This window comes from Streptomyces sp. NPDC024017 (genome assembly GCF_040638895.1).
In the GTDB taxonomy this organism is placed as follows: domain Bacteria; phylum Actinomycetota; class Actinomycetes; order Streptomycetales; family Streptomycetaceae; genus Streptomyces.
In genome coordinates this window covers 300,036-319,171 of the sequence record NZ_JBEZYZ010000009.1, presented here as the reverse complement: position 1 = coordinate 319,171, position 19,136 = coordinate 300,036, and the positions used below count along the sequence as shown (strand labels likewise).

The 19,136-nt window shown below is 72.1% G+C and carries 23 protein-coding genes; 9 read left to right on the top strand and 14 right to left on the bottom strand.

Translation table 11 applies throughout. The features are described 5' to 3' along the window. Nucleotides 1-36: 36 nt before the first annotated feature. Complete coding sequence (locus tag AB0G20_RS25770) at nt 37-1,083, bottom strand: cation diffusion facilitator family transporter (protein WP_361306540.1); 1,047 nt, start codon at nt 1,081-1,083, stop codon at nt 37-39. Between the two features lie 13 nt (nt 1,084-1,096). Here AB0G20_RS25770 and AB0G20_RS25765 point away from each other — a divergent pair, with 13 nt between their 5' ends. Then, nucleotides 1,097-2,122: a glutathione S-transferase C-terminal domain-containing protein gene (locus tag AB0G20_RS25765; RefSeq protein ID WP_361306406.1), complete on the top strand. Its 1,026-nt coding sequence runs from the start codon at nt 1,097-1,099 to the stop codon at nt 2,120-2,122. Nucleotides 2,123-2,157: 35 nt separating this feature from the next. Then, entirely contained in the window at nt 2,158-2,454 is a 297-nt protein-coding gene (locus AB0G20_RS25760; RefSeq protein ID WP_030845173.1) for a DUF4235 domain-containing protein, read from the top strand. 134 nt (nt 2,455-2,588) lie between these two features. Here AB0G20_RS25760 and AB0G20_RS25755 read toward each other — a convergent pair whose 3' ends face one another. The 8 genes from AB0G20_RS25755 to AB0G20_RS25720 all read right to left on the bottom strand — a co-directional run bounded on the left by AB0G20_RS25755 (nt 2,589) and on the right by AB0G20_RS25720 (nt 9,223). Further along, nucleotides 2,589-2,981 (bottom strand): VOC family protein, encoded by a 393-nt coding sequence (locus AB0G20_RS25755; RefSeq protein WP_030845174.1) that lies wholly within the window; start codon nt 2,979-2,981, stop codon nt 2,589-2,591. 79 nt (nt 2,982-3,060) lie between these two features. Beyond that, a complete protein-coding gene (locus AB0G20_RS25750; RefSeq protein ID WP_361306404.1) occupies nt 3,061-3,525 on the bottom strand; it encodes a pyridoxamine 5'-phosphate oxidase family protein in 465 nt (154 codons plus the stop codon). A gap of 126 nt (nt 3,526-3,651) precedes the next feature. Then, the gene (locus tag AB0G20_RS25745) at nt 3,652-4,902 is read right to left on the bottom strand and encodes a cytochrome P450 (RefSeq protein WP_361306402.1); all 1,251 of its coding nucleotides are present in this window, start codon (nt 4,900-4,902) and stop codon (nt 3,652-3,654) included. Next, nucleotides 4,899-5,501: an ATP/GTP-binding protein gene (locus AB0G20_RS25740; RefSeq protein WP_248502228.1), complete on the bottom strand. Its 603-nt coding sequence runs from the start codon at nt 5,499-5,501 to the stop codon at nt 4,899-4,901. The genes AB0G20_RS25745 and AB0G20_RS25740 overlap by 4 nt, the downstream gene beginning before the upstream one ends. Next, complete coding sequence (locus AB0G20_RS25735) at nt 5,482-5,853, bottom strand: DUF742 domain-containing protein (RefSeq protein WP_248502227.1); 372 nt, start codon at nt 5,851-5,853, stop codon at nt 5,482-5,484. Before AB0G20_RS25735 ends, AB0G20_RS25740 begins: the two co-directional genes overlap by 20 nt. Beyond that, complete coding sequence (locus AB0G20_RS25730) at nt 5,850-6,260, bottom strand: roadblock/LC7 domain-containing protein (RefSeq protein ID WP_003994857.1); 411 nt, start codon at nt 6,258-6,260, stop codon at nt 5,850-5,852. Before AB0G20_RS25730 ends, AB0G20_RS25735 begins: the two co-directional genes overlap by 4 nt. A gap of 4 nt (nt 6,261-6,264) precedes the next feature. Then, a complete protein-coding gene (locus AB0G20_RS25725) occupies nt 6,265-7,992 on the bottom strand; it encodes an ATP-binding protein (protein WP_361306538.1) in 1,728 nt (575 codons plus the stop codon). A 286-nt stretch (nt 7,993-8,278) separates the two neighbouring features. Continuing rightward, nucleotides 8,279-9,223: a helix-turn-helix domain-containing protein gene (locus AB0G20_RS25720; RefSeq protein WP_361306399.1), complete on the bottom strand. Its 945-nt coding sequence runs from the start codon at nt 9,221-9,223 to the stop codon at nt 8,279-8,281. A gap of 71 nt (nt 9,224-9,294) precedes the next feature. Here AB0G20_RS25720 and AB0G20_RS25715 point away from each other — a divergent pair, with 71 nt between their 5' ends. Continuing rightward, the gene (locus AB0G20_RS25715; RefSeq protein ID WP_361306397.1) at nt 9,295-10,245 is read left to right on the top strand and encodes an NADP-dependent oxidoreductase; all 951 of its coding nucleotides are present in this window, start codon (nt 9,295-9,297) and stop codon (nt 10,243-10,245) included. A 424-nt stretch (nt 10,246-10,669) separates the two neighbouring features. On the opposite strand, the gene AB0G20_RS25710 is transcribed toward AB0G20_RS25715, so the two are convergent. Together AB0G20_RS25710 and AB0G20_RS25705 are read right to left on the bottom strand one after the other, a co-directional pair. Next, a complete protein-coding gene (locus AB0G20_RS25710; RefSeq protein ID WP_361306395.1) occupies nt 10,670-11,776 on the bottom strand; it encodes an NAD(P)-dependent alcohol dehydrogenase in 1,107 nt (368 codons plus the stop codon). A gap of 23 nt (nt 11,777-11,799) precedes the next feature. Further along, nucleotides 11,800-13,254, bottom strand: coding sequence for an aldehyde dehydrogenase family protein (locus AB0G20_RS25705; RefSeq protein ID WP_361306393.1), 1,455 nt, complete (start codon nt 13,252-13,254; stop codon nt 11,800-11,802). A 103-nt stretch (nt 13,255-13,357) separates the two neighbouring features. Between AB0G20_RS25705 and AB0G20_RS25700 the strand changes: the two genes are divergently transcribed. From AB0G20_RS25700 to AB0G20_RS25690, 3 genes are all read left to right on the top strand, one after another. Continuing rightward, entirely contained in the window at nt 13,358-13,795 is a 438-nt protein-coding gene (locus AB0G20_RS25700; RefSeq protein WP_361306391.1) for a MarR family transcriptional regulator, read from the top strand. A 205-nt stretch (nt 13,796-14,000) separates the two neighbouring features. After that, nucleotides 14,001-14,378, top strand: coding sequence for an anti-sigma factor antagonist (locus AB0G20_RS25695; RefSeq protein WP_361306389.1), 378 nt, complete (start codon nt 14,001-14,003; stop codon nt 14,376-14,378). 105 nt (nt 14,379-14,483) lie between these two features. Beyond that, nucleotides 14,484-15,146 (top strand): DUF4230 domain-containing protein, encoded by a 663-nt coding sequence (locus tag AB0G20_RS25690; RefSeq protein WP_361306387.1) that lies wholly within the window; start codon nt 14,484-14,486, stop codon nt 15,144-15,146. Nucleotides 15,147-15,225: 79 nt separating this feature from the next. On the opposite strand, the gene AB0G20_RS25685 is transcribed toward AB0G20_RS25690, so the two are convergent. Beyond that, nucleotides 15,226-15,384: a hypothetical protein gene (locus AB0G20_RS25685; protein WP_361306550.1), complete on the bottom strand. Its 159-nt coding sequence runs from the start codon at nt 15,382-15,384 to the stop codon at nt 15,226-15,228. Nucleotides 15,385-15,517: 133 nt separating this feature from the next. Here AB0G20_RS25685 and AB0G20_RS25680 point away from each other — a divergent pair, with 133 nt between their 5' ends. After that, complete coding sequence (locus AB0G20_RS25680) at nt 15,518-16,063, top strand: VanZ family protein (RefSeq protein ID WP_361306385.1); 546 nt, start codon at nt 15,518-15,520, stop codon at nt 16,061-16,063. 13 nt (nt 16,064-16,076) lie between these two features. On the opposite strand, the gene AB0G20_RS25675 is transcribed toward AB0G20_RS25680, so the two are convergent. After that, nucleotides 16,077-16,313: a hypothetical protein gene (locus AB0G20_RS25675; RefSeq protein WP_361306383.1), complete on the bottom strand. Its 237-nt coding sequence runs from the start codon at nt 16,311-16,313 to the stop codon at nt 16,077-16,079. Nucleotides 16,314-16,380: 67 nt separating this feature from the next. Then, the gene (locus AB0G20_RS25670; RefSeq protein WP_361306381.1) at nt 16,381-17,190 is read right to left on the bottom strand and encodes an SDR family oxidoreductase; all 810 of its coding nucleotides are present in this window, start codon (nt 17,188-17,190) and stop codon (nt 16,381-16,383) included. Between the two features lie 122 nt (nt 17,191-17,312). Between AB0G20_RS25670 and AB0G20_RS25665 the strand changes: the two genes are divergently transcribed. Both AB0G20_RS25665 and AB0G20_RS25660 read left to right on the top strand, forming a co-directional pair. Next, entirely contained in the window at nt 17,313-18,344 is a 1,032-nt protein-coding gene (locus AB0G20_RS25665) for a PHP domain-containing protein (protein WP_361306379.1), read from the top strand. A gap of 39 nt (nt 18,345-18,383) precedes the next feature. After that, nucleotides 18,384-19,040, top strand: coding sequence for an HAD family hydrolase (locus AB0G20_RS25660; RefSeq protein WP_361306377.1), 657 nt, complete (start codon nt 18,384-18,386; stop codon nt 19,038-19,040). Nucleotides 19,041-19,136 lie beyond the last annotated feature (96 nt).

Below are 19,136 nucleotides of genomic sequence, written 5' to 3'. Positions count from 1 at the left end.
GTGTGTGTGAACCGGCCGCGAGGGGGCACGCGAGGTTCAGGCCCCGCCGCGTTCCCCCGTCGCGGCGGGGCTTTCTGCTGCCTCGCGGGCGGGGCGGTCGGTCACGTCGAGGAAGATCTGGTGGGCCTCGGGCACCGTCCGGGCGATGGATCGCTTGATGCGGACGGCGACCTCCTCGACCCGCTCGCTGTCCAGGCCGGGCACCAGGTCGACGCGGGCGGCCACCAGGGCCGTGTCCAGCCCGGTCTTCATCGTGAACAGCGCTTCCACACTGTCGATCTCGGGCTGGGCCCGCAGCAGCGCCTGGATCCGGCCGCTCGACTCCGGGTCGGCCGCCTCACCGATCAGCTGGTCGCGGGCGTCGCGGCCCAGCCGGAAAGCCACGTAGACCAGCAGCGCGCCGATCGCGAGCGAGGCGGACGCCTCCCACACCACCTGGCCGGTGACCATGTGCAGCGCCATGCCCACCATGGCCAGGGTGACGCCGAGCACCGCGGTGCCGTCCTCGGCGACGACCGTCCGCAGAGCCGGATCGCGCAGCCCGGCACCCGCGCCGCCCTGCCGGCGCACCTGGTACAGCGCCCGCAACAGCGAACCGCCCTCCGCGAGGAGGGCGATTCCGAGCACGATCAGGCCGGCCACATAGCCGCTGAGTTTCTCCTCCGAACCGCTCGCCAGGGCCTCGAAGCCCTGGAAGAACGAGAAGCAGCCGCCCATCACGAAGATCCCGACGGCCGCGAGGAGCGACCAGAAGAACCGCTCCTTGCCGTAGCCGAAGGGATGACGCCGGTCGGCGGGGCGACGGCTGCGGCGCAGTGCCGCGAGCAGGAACACCTCGTTCATACTGTCGGCCACCGAGTGGGCCGCCTCGGACAGCAGGGCGGGTGATCCCGCCGCCAGGCCGCCGATGGCCTTGGCCACCGCTATCACCAGATTGGCCGCGAGCGCCACCAGCACGGTGACGCGTGTCCTGCGATCACTTCCTTCATCACTCACCCACGCCGATTGCCCCGGTCGGCGGTGCTCACACCGTGCCGTCCGCGGAAAACGGGGAACGCGTTCACCAGGGCCCATGTACGGCAAGGAGGTCACCCCCATGAGCCGCGACGACGGCGACGACGGCAACACCGGCTACGGAAGGAGGGCGTTCAAACGGTCCAAGGCGCATTTCGCGGACCGGATCACCGCGGACGGCCGGGACGGCTGGCCGGTGGAGGCCGGCCGCTACCGTCTGGTCGTCAGCCGTGCCTGCCCGTGGGCGAGCCGGTCGCTGGTCTCCCGGCGGCTGCTCGGCCTGGAGGACGCCCTGTCCCTGGCCGTCGCCGACCCGATCCAGGACGACCGCAGCTGGCGCTTCACGCTGGACGAGGACGGCCGCGACCCGGTCCTCGGCATCCGCTTTCTCGGCGAGGCCTACGACCGCCGCGAGAGCGACTACCCCGGCGGTGTCAGCGTGCCGGCGATCGTGGACGTGCCCAGCGGGCAGCTGGTGACCAACGACTACCAGCAGCTCACCCTCGACCTCGCGACCGAGTGGACGGCCCTGCACCGGGACGGCGCGCCCGACCTGTACCCGGACGCACTGCGCGACGAGATCGACGAGGTGATGGCGGACGTCTACGAGGACGTCAACAACGGCGTCTACCGGGCGGGTTTCGCCACCGGGCAGGAGGAGTACGAGGCGGCCTGCGCGGGCGTGTTCCGGCGGCTGGAGCTGCTCGCGGGGCGGCTGGAGCGGCAGCGGTACCTGGTCGGCGACACGATCACCGAGGCGGACATCCGGCTGTTCACCACGCTGGTGCGTTTCGATGCGGTCTATCACGGCCACTTCAAGTGCAACCGCTGGAAGCTGACGGAGAACCAGGTGCTGTGGGCGTACGTCCGCGACCTGTTCCAGACGCCCGGGTTCGGCGACACCGTCGACTTCGACCACATCAAGCGCCACTACTACCAGGTGCACACCGGCATCAACCCGACCCGCGTCGTCCCCCTGGGCCCGGACCTGTCCGGCTGGCCGACCCCGCACCACCGCGAGGAGCTGGGCGGGCGGCCGTTCGGTGACGGCACACCGCCCGGGCCGGTCCGCGCCGAGGAGCGGATACCGGCGGCGCACACCAACTGACCACGTTTCCCCCCACAGCGATCAAGGAGTCCCCCGTGGCAAAGAAGAAGAAGATGTCCCTCGCGTACCAGCCCCTCGGGTTCGTGCTCGGCTGGTCGGGCGGCTGGCTGGCCGGGCTCGCCTTCCGCAAGACGTGGATGGCGATCCGGCACGAGGAGGACGCGCCCGACGCGCTGGACAAGGACCGCGGCTGGGGCGAAGTCCTGCTGGCCGCCGCGATCCAGGGCGCCATCTTCGCGGTGGTGCGCAGCGCCGTGGACCGCGCGGGCGCCAAGGCGATCGAGCGTTCGACCGGCACCTGGCCGGCCGGCGAGAAGGGCGGCCGGGACTGACAGCGACGCGGCCCCGCCCGGCATTGTGCCGGGCGGGGCCGCGCTGTGCGCTCAGCCGTCCCGCTGGATCGTCTTCGTGACGGGCGGGACTCGGGACGGCGGGCCGGCCGCGCTGGGCCCGCCGGACGCCGCGCTCAGCCCTGCTTGGGTGCCGTCGGCGCGGTGCGGCGCAGAGTGAAGGAGTGGCCCGCCGGATCGGCGTAGCCGCGCTCCTCCAGGGGGCCCGAGGGCTCCTTGGCCTCCAGGGGGCGGCCGCCGAGGCTGATGACGCGGCGCTCGACCGCGTCGAGGTCGTCCACCACGAACTCCAGGTGGGCCTGCAGGGAGTTCTCGGGTCGCGGCCAGCTGGGCGGGGTGGCGTTGACGTCCCGGCGCAGTGCGATCCGGAAGCCGTCGGCGCTCTTGATCTCCACCCGGTTGGCGGTGGCGTCCGACTCCTCCCCCTCCAGCAGTTCCTTGTAGAACACGGCGAGCTTCTCGGGCTCGGCGCAGTCGAGTACGAGGACCCCCGCTTTCACCAGTGCCATGTCTCCTCCGCAGGATTCCGGTCGCGGGGCGGTCGTGCCCCGGGGACCCGTACCTTGCGGATATCCCGGTCCGGCGGATTCAGTCGGTCTTCAACCACCGTCCGTCGCGCATGAGTTCGCGGCCGTCGAGTTCGTCGGCCTCCCGCCAGGCCTGCACCCGCCGCGGCACGACGCGGAAGTAGAGGTACGGCGTGGCGAGCCGGCGGGGGTCGAACCCGGTCTTGGCGGCGAAGAGTTCGGCGTCCTGCTCGGTCAGCTCGCCGGGCTGGACGGTCTCGACGGTGCCCTCGACGAGGACGACGTCACGCGTCGGCCCGATGCCCACCCGGGCCCGGCCGGACGCGGCCAGGTTCCGTCCGGTGGGGCTGGAGGCGGGCGTGGCGAACAGCAGGTACGAGCCGTTCCAGAGGAAGGACAGCGGGACGAGGTACGGCGTCCCGGACGCGCCGTCGGCCGTGGCGACCCAGGCGTCCACGTCGTGGTCCAGTCGGTGCAGGGTGTCCTTCTTGCGCTGCTCAGCGCTGCGTACGGGTGCGGACGTCATCTTGGTGCGCCTCCTGATGAGTCGTCGGACGGGACTCGGACCAGTGTGGCGTCCCGGGGCGTGGCAGGCCCGGCGGACGGGCCGGGCGGAGCCCGGCCGGACGTCCGGCCGGGCATCACGGTGGCGCTACACGGCGAACTCGACCGGCAGGCTGTCCAGCCGGGACTCCCACGTGGAGGCGGTCGAGGTGAGCTCATCCGGGGACACGGCCAGGGTCAGGCCCGGGAGGCGGTGCAGCAGGACGTCCACCGCGACCTCGATGATGGACTGGCCGATGCTCTGCCCGGGGCACTCGTGCGGACCCGAACTGAACGCCAGGTGGGCCTGGTTGCCCTGGACCGAGACACCCGTGTCCGGCCGGACGTCGGGGTCGGTGTTGCCCGCCGCGAGGCCCAGCACCAGCAGGTCGCCCTCCTGGATCTGGTGACCGCCGAGTTCGAGGTCGCCGGCGGCGAACCGGCCCGGCAGCACGGCCAGCGGCGGGCAGTTCCACATGACCTCCTCCACCACGGCGGAGATGTTCAGCTGGCCGCTGATCAGTCCGGAGAGCCGGGCGGTGTCGGTGAGGAGCATCTGGAGCACCCGGGCCAGCAGGTTGCTGGTCGTGGTGTGCGCGGCGATCAGCACCAGACGCAGGTGGCTGACCACCTCGTCCTCGTCGAGACCGGCCGCGTGACCCAGCAGGGCGGTGGTGAAGTCGCCGCCCGGCTCGGCGCGCTTGCGCTCGGCCAGTTCGGCGAGGATCCCCATGATGCGCTCGTTGTGCGCGAGGGCGTCCTCACCGCCCTTGAAGATCTGGGCGCAGGACTCGACCAGGTCGCGCCCCTCCGCCTCGGGGAGCCCGAGGATGCGGGAGAGCACGAGCATCGGCAGGTACTCGGCGTAGTCCGACACGAGGTCGGCGCGTCCGGTGTCGGCGAAGGCGTTGATCTGCTTGTTCGCGAAGTGGGTCGCGTGGCGCCGGATGCCGCGGCCCGCCGCCGCCTGGAGGCCGTCGGTCACGGCCGCGCGCAGCCTGCGGTGCGGTTCGCCGTCCTGGGAGACGCAGTCCGGCCGCCAGCCGATCATCGGGATCAGCGGCGAGGTCTCGTCGACGCGCCCGTCGGCCCAGTCCCGCCAGATCCTCGCGTCCCGGCTGAACTGGCGGGGGTTGTCGAGCACCCGCCGGTTGTCGCGGTAGCCGAGGACCAGCCAGGCGGGCACGTCGCCTTCGAGCAGGACCGGCGCGACCGAGCCGTGCTCCTTGCGCAGCCGCTCGTAGATGCCCATCGGGTCGGTCGCGGCGTCCGGGCCGTACAGCCGGGTCAGGTCGGCCCCGTGGTGGGCGACGGGGCAGCCCCGCATGGCCTGGAGGCTGGATTCGGTCGAGTCGTTCATCGGGGCTCCAGGGCCACGGCCGAGCGTTCCTTCAGATGGTGGATCAGGGCGACGAGGACGTCCCGGCTGGCGGCCCGGTCGCGGGCGTCGAAGGCCACGACCGGGGTGTGCTCGGGGATGTCCAGGGCGTCCCGGATCTCCTCGACCGGGTAGTTCCGGGAGTCGGGGAAGACGTTCAGCGCGACGACGAAGGGGACTTCCTGCCGCTCCATCTCCTCGATCGCCCGGAAGCTGGATTCCAGGCGGCGCGTGTCCACCAGGACGATCGCGCCGAGGGCCCCCTTGAACAGTCCGTTCCACAGGAACCAGAACCGCTCCTGCCCAGGTGTGCCGAACAGGTACAGCACCAGACTCTCGTTGATGCCGATCTTGCCGAAGTCCAGGCTGACGGTGGTCTGCGTCTTGTCGGCGACCCCGATGAGCCGGTCGACGTCGGCACTGGCCTGGGTGAGGGTCTCCTCGGTGGTGAGCGGCTTGATGTCGCTGACCGACCGGACCATGGTGGTCTTCCCCGTGCCGAACCCGCCGGCGATCATCACCTTCACCGAGCGGGTGTCCCCGGCCGAGCCTCCGGGTTGGTCAAAGCCTTTCAAGTCCACTGAGTACCTCCTCAAGGAGCGCGAGGTCGGGCCCGCGGCCGGCGTCGTGTGCCGGGATGGGGTTACGGGCTTCGACGCGACCTGCGTCCAGCAGGTCCGACAGCAGCACCGCGAGAATGTTGAAGGGGAGCCCGAGATGGGCGCCGAGCTCGGCGACCGACAGCGGGTCGCGGCAGCGGCGGAGGATGTCCTCGTGCTCGTGCTGCATGCCCGGTAACGGGGCGGCGCGGGCGACCACCAGGGTCGCCACGTCGAGGCTCGACGCCGAACCGCCCGGTCCGCTGCGCCCTCCGGTGAGGACGTAGTAGCGCTCGAGACCGGACGGGTCCGACGGCCTGCGGGGAGCACTCATCCAGAGTGCTCCTCCAGGCGCGGAGTGGTGCCGAGGAGCTCACCCATCCTGCGGGCCAGGTCTCTCATCTGGTGCCCGAGCAGGCCCTGGTCGAGGCCTTCCCTCGCGAGGACACCCAGGTACGTCTCCACACCCGCCCGGACGACGAAGAGGTGCCCGCCGTCCACCTCGATCATCGCGAGGCGCAGCTGCCCGGCGTATTTGGGGAACTGCTCGGCGACCGGCTGGGCCAGTGCCTGAAGGCCGGCCACCACGGCCGCGAAGCGGTCGACGTCGTCGGGGTCTTCGGCGCCGTAGGAGGTGATGGCCTTGCCGTCGCTGGAGGCCACGAGGGCGAAACGGATCTCCTGGATGCTCTCGACGAGATCGCGGAGCGCCCAGCTCACATCTGTTCCTTGCTGCGTCATGGGACTAGTCGCTCTCTTCGGTGCGGTGCTCGATGTACTCGCGTCCGGCGAGGGTGTCGCGGTCGCCGGCCGCCTCGGAGGCCTCCGCCGCGTCGCGTCCGGCGGTGGCGAAGGCGGCGAGACCCGAGAAGGACGCGTCCGGCGGGACGGCGGCGACGGTGTTCCGGTCGGTCCGCTCGGCCGGCCTGGGCGCCTCCGTCTCGTTGCGCTTGCTGCGGCGCCGGGGCAGTCCGCCGGGCGTGGTCTGCCCGGTCTCGGCCTGTCCGGCCTGTGGTCCGGGCGCGGTGACGGACTCGCCGGCCGGGGCGGCCGCGGCGGTGCGAACCTCCGGAGCGGGTGCGGCCGGTGCGGTCGCGGCCATGGGCAGCGGGCTGAAGTACTTGTGCGGGACCACGACCACCACGGAGGTGCCCAGCCACGGCGAGTCCGCGAAGGTGACGCGTATGCCGTAGCGGCGGGCGAGGGCGCCGACGACGCGCAGGCCGATGTTGGCGTCCTCGGTGATGCCGCCGAGGCCCGCGCCGGGCGCGGTGCCCGCGAGGGCGTGCTCGGCCTCGCGCTTCTTCTCCTCGCTCAGGCCCTTGCCGGAGTCCTGGATCTCGATGCCGACGCCGTTGGGGACCTCCTTGCCGGAGATGAGCACCGGCTCGGTGGGCGGCGAGTAGCGGGCCGCGTTGTCCAGGAGGTGGGCCAGGATCAGCGTGAGGTGGTCGACGAGGCCACCGTCGACGCCGAGTTCGGGCAGGTGGCGCACCTGGATCCGGTGGAAGTCCTTGATCCGGCCGATGCCGCCGCGCACCACGCTCAGCAGCCGCTGCGGCTCCTGCCACTGCCGGCCGGGCCGGTCCGAGCCGCCGAGCACGCCGATGCTCGCGGCGAGCGAGTCGGCGGGGCCGAGCTCCTGGTCGAGCTCCATCAGGCCCCGGGCGACGGCCGGGAGCCGGCCGTGTTCGCCCTGCATCTCGTGCAGACGGCCGCGGAGCTTGCTGGTCAGGACGTGGATGCGGTTGCCGATGCTGATCACGGCCTGCTCGGCGGAGGTGGAGCGGTCGAACTCCGCCTCCAGGCCGATCAGGGAGGTGCGCAGCAGCTTGCGCAGTTCGGCCTGGAGGTCCGAACTGACCTTGGCGCACTGGTTGACGGTGGGCAGCAGGTCGTCGATGGCGTCGCCGGCGCGCAGCTTCTCCATCGCGTCGGGCAGCTGCTCGTCGGCGAGCCGGGCGACCGCGGCGAGCTGGTGGGAGAGCTGCTCCTGCCAGACCGCGGCCTGGTCGGCGAGCTGGGCCTCGTAGGAGGTGGCCTGGTCGGTCAGCCGTTCCTCGTAGGCCCGGGACTGGTCGGCGAGCTGCGTCTCGTACGTGGCGCTCTGGTCGGCCAGGCGTCGCTCGTACGTCGCGTTCTGCTCGTTGAGCTGGGATTCCAGCGTGGCGCGTTCGGCGGCGAACTTGCGTTCCAGGCCCGCGACATGCTGCTGCCACTGCTGGTTGTGCTCGGCCTGCGTGGTGCGGAAGGAGCCCTCCGCCCGGTGCAGTTGTGCCCGGGTGCGCAGCAGCAGCCGTACGCACACGGCACCGGCCGCCGTCGCCGCTACTCCGGCAACGGCCACGGTTAGTCGCTCCGAGCTCATGAACGTGGCGGCAACGGTCCCGCCTCCCAAGCCCAGCGGCATCAACCACCAGCTGTACCAGGCGACAGGGGCCCGCGCCGCCGGTGGCGGAGTGGCGAGTTCCATCTGCATCCTTCGAGGCAACACGATCGAACGGGGGGGGTGTGGATCGCACTCATGAGTACGCACTGCGAATCGACTGGACGCGATCGCGTCAACTCGCAGCGCCGATCGGAACCTTATCGGGTTTGGACCCGAGAGGATCAACCGCGCCCCCCGCCGGACGTGAGGGTTCCGTCACGCTCCGAAAGAAGGCAACAGGTCGACAAATGTCTTTGCTGTCCTCGGAATTGGCCGTCCGTCAGGTCGCACGGCAGGTCGCGTCCCGGGCCGTCCGCGGAGGTCGCGGAGGTCAGCGCGCGGTCTGGAACGTGCGGCGGTAGGCCTGCGGGGAGACCCCGATCGCCGCGTGCAGATGCTGACGCAGGGACGCGCCGGTCGCGAAGCCGACCCGGCCGGCGATCTGATCCACCGTCAGGTCGCTGGACTCCAGCAGGTGCCGGGCCCGGACCACGCGCTGCTGGATCAGCCAGCGGCCGGGACTGAGACCCACCTCGTCGTGGAAGCGGCGGGCGAAGGTGCGCAGGCTCATCCGGGCGTGGCCGGCGAGGTCGGCGAGCGTGAGCGGTTCGCCGAGGCGCTCCAGGGCCCAGGCGCGGGTGGCCGCGGTGCTCGCGGCGCCCTGCTCGGGCACGGGCTGCTCGATGTACTGGGCCTGGCCGCCGTCCCGGAAGGGCGGGACGACGCAGCGGCGGGCGACGCTGTTGGCCAGGTGGCTTCCGTGGTCCTTGCGGACGAGGTGCAGACAGACGTCCACGCCCGAGGCGGCCCCGGCGGAGGTCAGGAACGGGTGGTCGTCGACGAACAGCACGTCCGGGTCGAGGTCGACGCGCGGGAACATGCGCCGGAAGTGGTCGGCGACCTGCCAGTGGGTGGTCGCCCGGCGCCCGTCGAGGAGACCGGCGGCGGCGAGGACGAAGGCGCCTGTACAGATGGAGACGATACGGGTGCCGGGGCGGATGAGCGCGAGGGCGGCCAGGACGTCGTCGGACACCTCGTCGGTCAGGTGGGAGGGCGCGACGGGCGCGATCACCACCGTGCCGGCCGTGGCCAGGGCCTCGGGGCCGTGCTCCACGGTGACGCCGAAGTCCGCGTTGGTGCGCACCGGGCCGCCGTCGACCGAGCAGGTGAGGACCTCGTAGCGGTCGTCGGCCGCGCCGAGGATCCGGCTGGGGATCCCCAGCTCGAAGGGGTACACCCCGTGCAGGGCCAGGACCACCACTCGCTCGCGTCGCATGGCACGATCCTATCGAAGGTTGGCAATCATGCCATTGGCGGGCGGTGTGCGGACCGGCACGCTGGTTGACCATGAGCACACAGAACACGATGCGAGCCATCGGCCAGGACGTCCTGGGCGGCCCCGAGGTCCTGAAGGAAGTGGAGATCGAGCGCCCCGTACCGAAGCCCAACGAGGTACTGGTCCGGGTGCGGGCCGCCGGGGTCAACCCGACCGACTGGAAGCACCGCGCGACCGGCGGATTCCTGGGCGAGCCGCCCTTCGTCCTCGGCTGGGACGTCTCCGGGGTGGTGGAGGCGGTCGGCATCGGCGTCGCGGCCTTCGCGCCCGGTGACGAGGTCTTCGGCATGCTGCCGTACCCCTACGGGCACGGCTCGCACGCCGAGTACGTCATCGCCCCCGTCCGCGCCCTCGCCCGCAAGCCGGCCGGCGTCGACCACACCCAGACGGGCGCGCTTCCGCTGGTCTCGCTCACCGCCTGGCAGGCGCTGACCGAGCACGCGGACCTCCAGCCCGGGCAGCGGGTGCTGATCCACGCCGCGGCGGGCGGGGTCGGGCATGTCGCGGTCCAGATCGCCAAGGCGCGCGGTGCGTACGTGATCGGCACCGCGAGCGCGGGCAAGCACGAGTTCCTGCGCGGGATCGGTGTGGACGAGGCGGTGGACTACCGGGAGACGGACTTCACCGAGGCCGTGAAGGACGCCGACGTCGTCCTGGACACGATCGGTGGCGACAACGCCCTGCGCTCACTGCGCGTGCTGCGCCCCGGCGGGGTCCTGGTCTCGATCCTCCCGGGTGGCTCGGACGACCTCTACGAGGAGGCCGAGCGGCTCGGTGTGCGGGCGCTGCGGATGCTGGTGGACGCCGACCGCAGCGGCATGGAGGCGATCGCGGAACTGGTCGAGGCGGGGAAGCTGCGCGCCACGATCGCCGGGACCTTCCCGCTGGCCGAGGCCGCCGAGGCGCACGCCCTCGGCGACACCGGGCGTACGACGGGGAAGCTGGTGCTGCTGAACGACTGAGCGTGACCCCGACCGTCTGCTGGCCGGGGCGGCGTACGCCCCGGGCCGCCCGCGGGCACGAGCACCGGTCTGTCGGCCGGGGCGTATGCCCCGGGCCGCCATCGGGCACGAGCACCCCGGCCGGCCGACGAGCAGGCGCCGAGCTGGCCGGTCCGGCTCGGCAGGGCGAACGCGATGGAGCCGGGAGGAAAACAGCAGCCGATAACCAGCAGGCCCCGCCCCGCCGAGCGAGCGCCGGCCGCACCCGAATGGTCCCGGCGGGTCCCGCCCCGCACAGCCCAGCCCAGCGAGCACCGGCCGCAGCCCGGCCATCCGGCGGCCACGCCGCCGTCGGCGGGACGTCGCGGCGCTCACCGCCCGCCCGAACGCCGCAGCTCCGCTCCCCCGCCGGCCCGGACGGTCGTGACCGTGCGGGCCGGTGGTGTCAGAACGTGAGGACCGGCTTGATCGTCTTGCCGGACTTCATGTCCTGGACCGCCCGGTCGATGTCCCCGAAGGGGTACGTGCTGATCAGGCGGTGCAGCGGGAGCCGGCCGTCCTTCACCAGGCGGACCAGGGCCGGGATCATGGTCTGGGTCTCGCTGTCGCCGAGGGTGAGGCCGACGATGCGCTTGCCGCCGAGGAGGCCGTTGACGTCCAGGGCGACCTCGGTGCCGAAGGGCGGGGCGCCGACGACGACCAGGGTGCCGCGGGCGGCGAGGGCGTCGACGCCCTGCCGCAGGACGCCGACATGGCCGGTGGTCTCCACGACACCGTCCGCGCCCTGACCGCCGGTGATCCCGGCGAGGGCCTCCGCCAGATCCGCCCGGCTCGTGTCGACGGTGTGCGTGGCGCCCAGCTCCGTCGCCAGGGCCAGGCGTTCGGCGACCCGGTCGACGGCGACGATCCTGGTGGCCGGGGTGAGGGCGGCCGCCATCACGGCCGACAGGCCGACCGCTCCGGCGCCCAGGACGACGACCGTGCCGCCGGTCTCCGGCTTCAGGACGTTCCACACCGCACCCACACCGGTCTGTACGCCGCAGCCCAGCGGGGCGATCGACTCCAGCGGCACGTCCGGGTCGACCTTGACGAGGCTGCGCTCGTCGGCCAGGGCCAGCTCGGCGAAGGAGGACTGGCCGAAGAAGTGGCCGCCCAGGGCCTCGCCGCCCCTGCTGATGGTGCTGGTCCCGTCGGCCCGGCGCCCGCCGATCAGGTTCAGCGGCAGCCAGGTCGCACAGTACGCGGGGTGCCCGCCGCGGCAGTTGCGGCAGTCGCCGCAGGAGGTGAAGGAGAGCAGGACGTGATCGCCCGGCGCGACTCCGGTGACGGCGGAGCCGACGGACTCGACGACGCCCGCGCCCTCGTGGCCCAGAACCCCGGGCAGTGGGAAGGGCAGTCCGCCGCTCGCCACCCCGAGGTCGGTGTGGCACAGGCCGGTGGCGGCCATGCGGACCAGCGCCTCGTGCGGGCCGGGTGCGTCGAGGTCGACGTCGGAGAGGGTGAAGGGCGCGCCGCCGGACTCGACGACCGCGGCAAGGGTGGTGGTGGGCATCGCGATGACTCCTTGACGGTGTCTCAGTCGAGCGAGACGACGACGGACTTGACCTTGCTGTAACCGGCGAGGGCCTCTGGCCCGTACTCGCGGCCGAAGCCGGAGTCCTTCACCCCGCCGAAGGGCACCGCGGGGTCGAGCATCGCCCAGTCGTTGATCCAGACGATGCCGGCCTGGAGCCTGCCGGCGACCCGGTGGGCGCGGGCGAGGTGGCTGGTCTGGATGCCCGAGGCCAGGCCGTAGGGGGTGGAGTTGGCGAGGGCGACGGCCTCGTCCTCGTCGTCGAAGGGCTGCACGGTGAGGACCGGGCCGAAGATCTCTTCCTGGATCACCCGGGAGTCGTTCGCCAGGTCGGCGATGACGGTGGGCTTGTAGTAGTAGCCGCCGTCCAGGTCGAGCCGCTCGCCGCCGCAGACGATGCGGGCGCCCTCCTTGCGGGCCAGGGCGACGTACTCCTCGACCTTCTTCAGGTGCTTCTCCGCCGCCATGGGGCCGATGACCGTGGCCGGGTCGCGGGGGTCGCCGATCGGCACGCCGGGCACGGCCTCGGCGAGGATGCCGAGCAGCGTCGGATACACCGAGCGGGCCACCAGCAGGCGCGGGCCGCCCATGCAGAACTGGCCGGTGTTGAAGACAAAGCCCTTGATGACCGCACCGACCGCCTTCTCCAGGTCGGCGTCCTCGAAGACGATGTGGGCGGCGTTCCCGCCGAGTTCCATGGTGACGGGCTTGAGCGCCTCGCCGGCGACGCTCGCCACGTGCCGGCCGATCGCGGTGGAACCGGTGAAGGCGACCTTGTCGACACCGCGGTGCCGCAGCAGCGCCTCGCCCGCCACCGGGCCGCTGCCGGTCACGACGTTGACCACGCCGTCGGGGACACCGGCCTCCTGGAGCAGCCGGGCCATGTACAGGGCGCTCAGCGGGGTCTCGTCGGCGGGCTTGTGGACGACCGTGTTGCCTGCCGCCAGCGCCGGTGCGAGCTTCGATCCGGCCAGGATGAGCGGGAAGTTGAACGGGGTGATCGCGGCGACCACGCCGAGGGGCTCGCGCTTGGTGTAGGCGAGGGCGTTGATCGGGATGTCGCGCAGCGCGCCGTCCTGGCTCTGGGCGAGCTGGGCGTAGTACTCGTAGTCGTTGGCCGCGTTGGTGACGTCGACCGCGCCGCACAGCGTGATCGGCTTTCCGACGTCGAGGCTCTCCAGTGCGGCGAGCTCGTCGGCGTTCTCCCGGATCAGCTGGGCGACGCGGTACAGCACCCGGCCGCGTTCGCGGCCGCTCAGGCCGGACCAGGCACCGTCGTCGAAGGCCTCGCGGGCGGCGTGTACGGCCGCGTCGACGTCGGCGGGGCCCGCCTCGGCGACGGTGGTGACGACCCTGCCCCGGGACGGGTCGATCACCTCGGTGCGCGCCCCGTCGGCGGCCTCGCGCCATCGGCCCCCGACGAACAGCTGCCCGGGTGTGCTCTCGAAGGTGGTCATCGCCGCTCCTCAGCGTCGTCGCCAAGATTTCAACAAACAGGATTCCTGTCTTTGCGCAGTCTCTTTACAGACAGGTTTCCTGTCAATGGTCTAGCCTGCCCTCATGCTCGACACACAGGTGGCCAAGGCACCCCCTTCCCTGCTTTACATGGTGAAGCAGGTGGAGCTCGTCGTGCGCTCCCATCTGGACGAGCTGGTCAGACCGTCCGGGATCACCGCTCTGCAGTACACGGCGCTGACCGTGCTGGAACGGCACGACGGACTGTCCGCGGCCCAGCTGGCGCGCGACTCCTTCGTCACCGCCCAGTCCATCGCGGACCTGGTCCGCTCCCTGGAGGGTCGCGGACTGCTGCGCCGGGAGCGCAACCCCCGCAACCGCCGGGAGCTGCTGATCCTGCTCACCGACTCCGGCCGCGAGCTGCTGGCCCGGCACGCCGGGCCCGTCCGGGAGCTGGAGGAGCGGATGGTGCGCGACCTCACCGCACACCAGACCGAGCAGTTCCGCCAGGCACTCACCAAGGCCTGGCACACCCTGTCGTAGCCCGCCGGGCCTTCGCGACGCGCCCCCGGAATGACACCCGCGCACGCCCCGGCGTGAACCTCGGCCAACTCGGCCGGAATTCAAAGACATATGTCAATCGAACATGCTCAAATTCACTCGTTGGGGGGTAACTTGCAGAGCGGGGAACGGCGTTGAGGCCGCGCCCCCTCCCCCACGCACGGAGCAGGCTGGAGGCGATCTCGTCGTGCGGCAGGAACCTGCACCGCTCACCCGGCATCTGCGCGTCCGCCAGGAACGGGGGCACACGGTGCTGGAGTTCCGCGGCGAGATCGACCTCGCCGCGGCCACGGAGATCGCCCCGCACCTGGACCGGGAGACGAACCGCCCCGCCGCCCGGATCGTGATCGACCTCAGCGGGGTCGACTTCTTCGACTGCTCCGGCCTGCGGCTGCTGTACCGGGCCCGCAGCCGGGTGCTCGACCGGCGGGGGTATGTGCTCCTCGTCTGCGCGCACCCGCTCACGCTGCGCGTCCTGCGGATCACCGGCCTGTCCCGGCTGCTGCCTCCGCAGCCGACGCTGGACGCCGCGCTGGAGCAGCCGGAGGCGACGTCCCGCCCGTGACGGGTTTGCGCCCTGCGTGCTTCCACCGCGGTCGTCCCATCCTCAACTCGGCGGTCTGTCAGGAGATGTGGCGGGCATCCGGACTGTAGGAAGGAGGGCCGTCGCATGACGACTCCCGTCAAGCGCCTCCCCAGGCGCATGCCCGGCTGGGCGAAGGTGGTGGCCGCGCTCGTGCTGGTGCTCGTCGTGTTCTTCGCCGGGCTCCGGCTGAGTGTGATCCCGGGCCTGAAGGACCTGTTCGGCACCGACACCCATGACCGGTCCGGGCCCGCACTGCTGAAGTCCATCCAGGACATCAGCCGTTACGACGCCGCCTCCGGCAACTTCCAGGTGGTCGTGGACCTGGAGAAGGACGCCAAGTTGCTGCCCGACGCGATCCGCGGCACCCGCACGCTGTACGTCGGCGCGGGCACGGTCGACGCCTATGTGGACCTGGGCAAGATCGGCGAGAACGACGTGAAGGTCAACGGCGACCGCACGTCCGCCACGCTCCGGCTGCCCCACGCGCAGCTGGGCAAGCCCGCCCTCGACCCCGACCGCTCCTACGCGGTCTCCAAGCAGCGCGGTCTCTTCGACCGCCTCGGCGACCTCTTCTCGGACAACCCCAACGGTGAACAGGCCGTGCAGAAGCTCGCGGTAAAGCACATCGGCGACGCGGCAAAGGAGAGCGAACTGACCGCACGCGCCGAGTCGAACACCACCGGCATGCTCGAAGGCCTGCTGCGCTCCCTGGGCTTCAAGGAGGTGCGCGTCTCGTACGGGAGCTGATCGGCTTCCGAGGCCCCCGGCAGGGCCAGTGCGCTCATGTGCCCGGGACCCGGCGCAGCCGCTGCCGGTCCCGGGCTCCTCACCGGGGTCGGTCGTCTCGTACGCCCCCGCCGAGGCCGGGGCCGCCGGCGGCGAACAGCGCGGCCTTCACCCCGGCGTGCCCCAGCATGTACAGCGCGATCCCGTCGTCGGCCTCCGGGGTGAGGGCGCCGGGAGTGTCCCGGCCGATCGGGGGCAAACCGAGGGTGGGAATGGTCCTCGCTGCGCCGCCGGGGACCGTGGCCGGGAACAACCCCCCACACGGCATCGTCGCCTTGCCCGGGGGTAACCGCCCTGTCACACAGGGAAGTTGAAGACTGGAGGATCCCCCGATGGCCAGTGCAGCCTCACGTTCCCGGACGGCCGGGTCCGGGAGCGAGCGACGCCCGCTTCCGTGGCCCGTCCGGCTGCTGGCGATGCTGTGCGCGTTCACGTTCATGGTCGCCTTCGCCGTGGTGCTGGCTCGGCTGACCCTGAATCCCTCACCCGCCTCGGAGTCGCTGACCCACAGCAATCTGCAGCCGGGCAGTTCCCTGAAGGCCTACCTCGACCAGCCCGAGCTGCGAGACGCCTTCAAGCAGATCGGCGGCAACATCCTGCTGGGCATTCCCTTCGGCGTCCTCGTGCCGGTGGTCGCCCCCCGCACCCGTGGCATCCTGCGTGTGCTGCTCCTGACCGCGACCGTGATGCTCCTGGTGGAGTTCGCCCAGGGCGCCCTGGTCACCGGCCGCGCCTTCGACATCGACGACGTCATCCTCAACACCACGGGCGCGCTCATCGGTTACCTGCTCCTGGGGCGCCGCCTCAGCAGGGCCGTCCACGCGCGCAAGCCCCGCCCGGGCCGGGCGGAAGAGAAGCCGGCGGCCGGCAAAGCCTAGGCCGCGACAGTCCCTAGTGCACGGTCCAGGTGTACTTGTCTCCCCCCACCCAGCGGACCACGTCCGGGTCGTCCATGTCGTGCACGGTGATACCGAACGCGGCCGCGGCCGTCAGCACGTCGGTGACGGCCCGGGCCTCCCCGATTACCTGGCCGTCGATCTGCACGATCCGGAACGGCGGTGTGCCCGGCTGTACCCCGAGCACCATGATCCGCGGGTGGGACATGTAGGGGCTCGCGCTTTCGGTCATGCATCGAGCGTAGAACGCAACCGGCGGTGGCGCGGGTCCAGGACACCCGCCGGATCGGCCGTGCCGCTCAAGGGCGGCGCCAGTCGTGGCCGGTCAGGTGGGAACCGGCCTGCGGGCCCATCCGGAGCATGCCGCCGTCGACGCTCCAGGAGGCGCCGGTGACGTACGTGGCGTCCGGGCCGGCGAGGAAGGCGATGACGGCGGCGACCTCGCGGGCGTCGCCGGGCCGGCCGAGCGGGATCCCCGGCCGGCTCTCGGTGTGCGGGTCGGTGTCCTCCTGCCCGGTCATGGGCGTGGAGATCTCGCCCGGGGCGACGGCGTTGACGGTGATGCGGTGCTCGGCCAGTTCGAGTGCCATGACCTGGGTGAGCAGGCCGAGACCGCCCTTGGCGGCGCAGTAGGGGGCGGCGCCCACCCGCGGCTGGTGCTCGTGGACGGACGTGACGTTGATGATCCGGCCGCCCTCGCCGTGTCCGATCATGTGCCGGGCCGCCTTCTGCCCGCACAGGAACGGCCCGACGAGATCGACGTCGAGGACCTCGCGCACGTCGGACAGCTCCAGGTCGAGGAAGGGCGTCATGGTGCCGGTGCCGGCGTTGTTGACCAGCACGTCGATGCGCCCGAGCCGCTCGCACAGCTCGTCGACGGTGTCGGCTGCGTCGGGCAGCCGGGTGAGGTCCATCCGGGCGACCTCGGCCCGCTGCCCGTGCGAGCGCACCTCGTCGGCCGTCTCCTCCGCGCCCTTGCGGTCGCTGTGATAGGTGATGCCGACGTCCATGCCCGCCTGCGCCAGGCGTACGGCGGTGGCGCGGCCGATACCGGAGTCGGCGCCGGTGATCACGGCGACCTTGCCGGGGGAAGCGGTGGGGGCGGACATGACAGGCCTCCTCGTCGAGGGGTCGGGACGAGGCATCGCAGTACCCGGGGGGATACCGGGCAAACCGCCCGCCCGTCGTGCGGCCCGCGGGGCGCTGGGGAACTCTTGAGGTGGAGGTGGCGATGGACCCCGTCGAGGCACTGGACCGGATCGCCTTCCTGCTGGAGCGGTCCCTGGCACCGACCTACCGCGTGCGCGCCTTCCGTACGGCGGCCCGGGTGCTGAAGGAGCTGGGCGGGGACGAGGTGCGCCGGCGGGCGGCGGACGGTTCGCTGGAGAAGCTCAAGGGGGTCGGCCCGAAGACCGCGCAGGTGGTGCGGGAGGCGCTCGCCGGCGAGGTCCCCGGCTATCTGGACAAGCTGGAGGGCGAGGCGGAGAAGGCGCAGCCGGCCGTGCGGGGCGGGGAGAAGCTGCGGGCGTTGCTGCGCGGGGACTGCCATCTGCACTCGGACTGGTCGGACGGCGGCAGCCCGATCGAGGAGATGGGCCGGGCCGCCGCGGAGCTGGGCCACGAGTGGGCCGCGCTGACCGACCACTCGCCGCGGCTGACGGTGGCCCGCGGGCTGTCCCCCGAGCGGCTGCGCGAGCAATTGGACGTGGTGGCGGAGCTGAACGAGACCTGGGCGCCGTTCCGGCTGCTGACCGGCATCGAGTGCGACATCCTCGAGGACGGCACGCTCGACCAGGAGCCGGAGCTGCTGGACCGCCTCGACGTCGTCGTGGTGTCGGTGCACTCCAAGCTGCGCATGGACGCCCGGTCGATGACCCGGCGCATGGTGGCCGCCGTACGCGATCCGCACGCGGACGTGCTCGGGCACTGCACGGGGCGGCTGGTGACCGGGCGGGGGCGGCCGGAGTCGGAGTTCGACGCGGACGAGGTGTTCGCGGCGCTCGCCGAGACGGGCACGGCCCTGGAGATCAACAGCAGGCCGGAGCGGCTGGACCCGCCGCGGCGGCTGCTGCGCCGGGCCGTGGACGCGGGGGTGCTGTTCTCCATCGACACCGACGCGCACGCGCCGGGGCAGCTGGACTGGCAGATCAACGGGTGCGCACGGGCGGAGGAGTGCGGGGTGCCGCCCGAGCGGGTGGTGACCACGTGGTCTCTCGACGAGCTGCTGGCGTGGACCCGAGAACGGCGAGTGCCGTCCCGCTGACGTGGTACTCGCGCGGCCGGAGAGGAAGGAACCACATCTATGGAACGCGCGGCCGTGTTCGACGTCGACGGCACGCTGGTCGACACCAATCATCTGCATGTCGTGGCCTGGTGGGAGGCTTTCCGGCAGGCGGGCCACCGGGTGCCGATGCACGCCGTCCACCGGGCCGTGGGCCTGCCGTCGACCGACCTGATCGCCCATCTGCTGGGCGACGACCGGGACACGGACCAGGACGCCGACATCAGCGCCGGTCACAAGGCCCTGTACGGGCAGTACTTCGACCGGCTGCCCGCACTGCCGGAGGCAGGGGCGCTGCTGCGGCGGCTGCACCGGGACGGCTGGACGGTGGTGCTGGCCACCTCGGCGGGCGGCGCGGAGCTGAGCGCACTGCGCCGGGCCATCGACGCGGACGAGGCCATCGCCGCCACGGCCAGCGCCGACGACGTCGACGAGGGCAAGCCCGCGCCCGAGCCGGTCGAGCACGCCCTGGAGCTGGCCGGGGTGCCGGCCGAGCGGGCGGTGTTCGTCGGCGACACCGTGTGGGACATGCAGGCGGGCAGCCGGGCCGGGGTGCGCTGTGTGGGCGTCCTGTGCGGCGGCATCCCGCGCGCCGATCTGGAGGAGTCCGGAGCGGACGCGGTCTACGCCGACCCCGCCCACCTCCTGTCCGCCCTCGGCGACGGTGCGCTGGCATGAGACGACGTGCATCCACGGTCACGGCGATACCCGCAGCGCAGGACGTGTGGGACGCGTGCGGTACGGAGGGCGGTGGGAGCCTTCCGCGGGCGAAGG

Bases quoted from the DNA above. Each gene is read 5' to 3' on its own strand.
- AB0G20_RS25755 (WP_030845174.1), bottom strand. From the start codon at position 2,981: ATGGCACTGGTGAAAGCGGGGGTCCTCGTACTCGACTGCGCCGAGCCC.
- AB0G20_RS25745 (WP_361306402.1), bottom strand. From the start codon at position 4,902: ATGAACGACTCGACCGAATCCAGCCTCCAGGCCATGCGGGGCTGCCCC.
- AB0G20_RS25680 (WP_361306385.1), top strand. From the start codon at position 15,518: ATGGCCAGTGCAGCCTCACGTTCCCGGACGGCCGGGTCCGGGAGCGAG.
- AB0G20_RS25675 (WP_361306383.1), bottom strand. From the start codon at position 16,313: ATGACCGAAAGCGCGAGCCCCTACATGTCCCACCCGCGGATCATGGTG.
- AB0G20_RS25660 (WP_361306377.1), top strand. From the start codon at position 18,384: ATGGAACGCGCGGCCGTGTTCGACGTCGACGGCACGCTGGTCGACACC.
- AB0G20_RS25725 (WP_361306538.1), bottom strand. From the start codon at position 7,992: ATGGAACTCGCCACTCCGCCACCGGCGGCGCGGGCCCCTGTCGCCTGG.
- AB0G20_RS25765 (WP_361306406.1), top strand. From the start codon at position 1,097: ATGAGCCGCGACGACGGCGACGACGGCAACACCGGCTACGGAAGGAGG.
- AB0G20_RS25665 (WP_361306379.1), top strand. From the start codon at position 17,313: ATGGACCCCGTCGAGGCACTGGACCGGATCGCCTTCCTGCTGGAGCGG.
- AB0G20_RS25750 (WP_361306404.1), bottom strand. From the start codon at position 3,525: ATGACGTCCGCACCCGTACGCAGCGCTGAGCAGCGCAAGAAGGACACC.
- AB0G20_RS25715 (WP_361306397.1), top strand. From the start codon at position 9,295: ATGAGCACACAGAACACGATGCGAGCCATCGGCCAGGACGTCCTGGGC.
- AB0G20_RS25720 (WP_361306399.1), bottom strand. From the start codon at position 9,223: ATGCGACGCGAGCGAGTGGTGGTCCTGGCCCTGCACGGGGTGTACCCC.
- AB0G20_RS25710 (WP_361306395.1), bottom strand. From the start codon at position 11,776: ATGCCCACCACCACCCTTGCCGCGGTCGTCGAGTCCGGCGGCGCGCCC.
- AB0G20_RS25670 (WP_361306381.1), bottom strand. From the start codon at position 17,190: ATGTCCGCCCCCACCGCTTCCCCCGGCAAGGTCGCCGTGATCACCGGC.
- AB0G20_RS25690 (WP_361306387.1), top strand. From the start codon at position 14,484: ATGACGACTCCCGTCAAGCGCCTCCCCAGGCGCATGCCCGGCTGGGCG.
- AB0G20_RS25705 (WP_361306393.1), bottom strand. From the start codon at position 13,254: ATGACCACCTTCGAGAGCACACCCGGGCAGCTGTTCGTCGGGGGCCGA.
- AB0G20_RS25735 (WP_248502227.1), bottom strand. From the start codon at position 5,853: ATGAGTGCTCCCCGCAGGCCGTCGGACCCGTCCGGTCTCGAGCGCTAC.
- AB0G20_RS25730 (WP_003994857.1), bottom strand. From the start codon at position 6,260: ATGACGCAGCAAGGAACAGATGTGAGCTGGGCGCTCCGCGATCTCGTC.
- AB0G20_RS25700 (WP_361306391.1), top strand. From the start codon at position 13,358: ATGCTCGACACACAGGTGGCCAAGGCACCCCCTTCCCTGCTTTACATG.